At 36.5% G+C, this 2,306-nt stretch carries 4 protein-coding genes and 2 pseudogenes; all 6 read right to left on the bottom strand.

Translation table 11 applies throughout. The annotated features are described in order from the left end of the window. Positions 1-154: pseudogene (locus HEM79_RS22135) on the bottom strand (RHS repeat-associated core domain-containing protein); the annotation flags it as partial. Between the two features lie 60 nt (positions 155-214). After that, positions 215-721 carry a hypothetical protein gene (locus HEM79_RS22130; RefSeq protein ID WP_176241414.1) on the bottom strand — a complete coding sequence of 169 codons (507 nt, stop codon included), beginning with the start codon at positions 719-721 and terminating at the stop codon, positions 215-217. Between the two features lies 1 nt (position 722). Then, positions 723-1,022: a hypothetical protein gene (locus HEM79_RS22125; protein ID WP_286178680.1), complete on the bottom strand. Its 300-nt coding sequence runs from the start codon at positions 1,020-1,022 to the stop codon at positions 723-725. Between the two features lie 47 nt (positions 1,023-1,069). Then, positions 1,070-1,160 (bottom strand): annotated as a pseudogene (locus HEM79_RS22825) (RHS repeat-associated core domain-containing protein); the annotation flags it as partial. Between the two features lie 178 nt (positions 1,161-1,338). After that, positions 1,339-1,836: a hypothetical protein gene (locus HEM79_RS22120; RefSeq protein ID WP_194313761.1), complete on the bottom strand. Its 498-nt coding sequence runs from the start codon at positions 1,834-1,836 to the stop codon at positions 1,339-1,341. Beyond that, a partial coding sequence (locus HEM79_RS22820; protein WP_286178678.1) for an RHS repeat-associated core domain-containing protein occupies positions 1,833-2,306 on the bottom strand: 474 nt, incomplete at its 5' end. The genes HEM79_RS22120 and HEM79_RS22820, both read right to left, overlap by 4 nt.

Below are 2,306 nucleotides of genomic sequence, written 5' to 3'. Positions count from 1 at the left end.
CACCACTTAGCCCCAGCGGATCGATCCAGCTTAACGGATTAGGCGCATAAGCATATAAGTTTAACCCGCCTCTTAGCCCTATCGGGTCAACACACCGATACTGCCACGTCTCGCAATCATAGTACCGGAACCGATGATAGTACAGTCCCGCGTCATGCTATTAAAGACAATGTAGTTCGATGATATGTGTCATCCCTCAATTATTTTTATAAAATCATATATTATCTTCCTGCTGCAGGAATTTATTATAAAAATAAAGCTTTTTGTCTAAAAATAAAAAATGATACCCAACCGACTTTAGATCATTATTTATGACAGATAATAATTCGTTCCATTCATAGATATATTTATATTTATTTATAAGCAACACACTTTCGCTCGAATTTAACCTAGAAAGTTCATCCGTATTTATGGAGATCCAATTTGAATAAATTTTAATATTCTTTTTTTCTATTTTAACATCTAATAATACCGTAAAGGATTCACATAAAAAATTGCATTCAAAGTCAACCCCGCAAATGATACCATCAAGCATTTTGATAATATCATCAATAATTTCACTCAGGCAATTAAGGGTTAGTGAAATATGAACACCATTCCAGTTTATATAAAAACACCCGGATGATATGGGATATACGGAAAATATAGCCTCCGATAAATTAATATCCTCTTCATCCATGAGGCCTTTTTCATAAGTATCATCAATTTCTATTTTGAACATATTACTTACCCTTTTCAAAAATGGGTCCTGCTGTCGATGAGTCAATTGGAAAACCGTGAAAAGTCCCATCCCCATTATTTCTGACCCGAATTTTATCCGGTTTAATAGGTACTCCATTTCCCCCGGGAATATAAACTTCACTCTTACTATTTTGATTTATAGGAAAATCTTTCATCTCTCCCGGTTTTAGCGTGGCAGCTTGTTCTCCAGCATATTTCAGATCATCCTTGCTTCTCCAAACTCCATGAGGATTCTTTTCTTTATCTGCAATTGCTTGAGCTGCGTTAGGATGTAGTTTCATCCCATGCCTTTTCCCTCTTGAGTAACCATTCTCGGCTTTTAAGCAGGTGGTATTTAACCCAAGCGGATCTATCCAGCTTACTGGATTTGGCGCATAAGCATATAAGTTAACCCCGCCCCTTAAGCCTATCGGGTCAGGTTGAGTAATCTACCCATCTGACCGATCGTACCATCAACTTCGTATATAAGTTATCAAGGCTGTAACGTCATAGTGCCAGGACCTACTATTATGATTTCATGAACTGGGGAGATATAATTTCTTAGCTAAGATATTATTTATGCTTAGCTTGAAAAGCTCCCAATACTTTAGAATATGATTAATTGTTTATCATGCGAATTCTCTCTATAAGATTAGATAACTCATCATAATTTATTCTCTCACAAAATACATGTAATGGGTAATTTTCTAAATCTTTTAAATCATCACTCCCACCAATAAACCTCCATAATATAACGCCTGTGTTATCTGTGATTCTATACGAATAAATATCAAAATAATCAGTCCATGTTCCTAAGTTTATACGATAGGAGCTTGCTAAATTATAAAGATCATCATCACCAAATTCTCTGTCTTTGTCCAGTAAATGATATATTTCAGAAGGCTTGTTTAATGCATATCTATTATTTAATTTATCTTTATTTAAAACCTCAACTAAACCACCGATTAAATAACCATCAAAAAAAATCGTATCATCTAAACTTCCAAAAAAGGCATTATGAATCCAAAATTTTGCTCGCCCAATAAATACAGATTTATTTTCTAAATAATACTCCACTGCAATATGAGACTTATCACCTATTAGTTGAGTAATCATAGCTCACACCCTTTCATGTTTCTTGCTGCTCTAGGAACATTTTTGATATCTATAGCCCTTGCTCTACCTTTTATATCCACACCATCAGTAGAACCATTCCAGTGGAAAGGCTTAGAACCATCCCCAGCACTACTCTGGAATCTATGCCATACTGCTTTTTTACCTTCACCAACTTTTGTCCATCGAGTTTTAGGGTCATTAGGATCGACCTGACTATACCCAAAAAGTGTTTCTGCATTAGGAGGAATTACACTTTTTGTACTATTAAATGGAACCTGTCTATTTGGTAGATAATTGGGGTCATGATGACCAGGATTCTCATAGATAGGGGTTGTTGTCAAACCTAACGGATCGATCCACCCCAGCGGGTTAGGCGCATAACTATAGAGGTTTAATCCCCCCGCCAGCCCTATCAGGTCCGGCTGCGTAAACCGCCCGACATCCGGATCATAGTACCTGTGCAGATTGTA

Source organism: Escherichia sp. 93.0816, assembly GCF_013368855.2.
GTDB classification, from domain to species: Bacteria; Pseudomonadota; Gammaproteobacteria; order Enterobacterales; family Enterobacteriaceae; genus Escherichia; species Escherichia ruysiae.
This window is presented reverse-complemented; position numbering and strand designations above follow the sequence as displayed.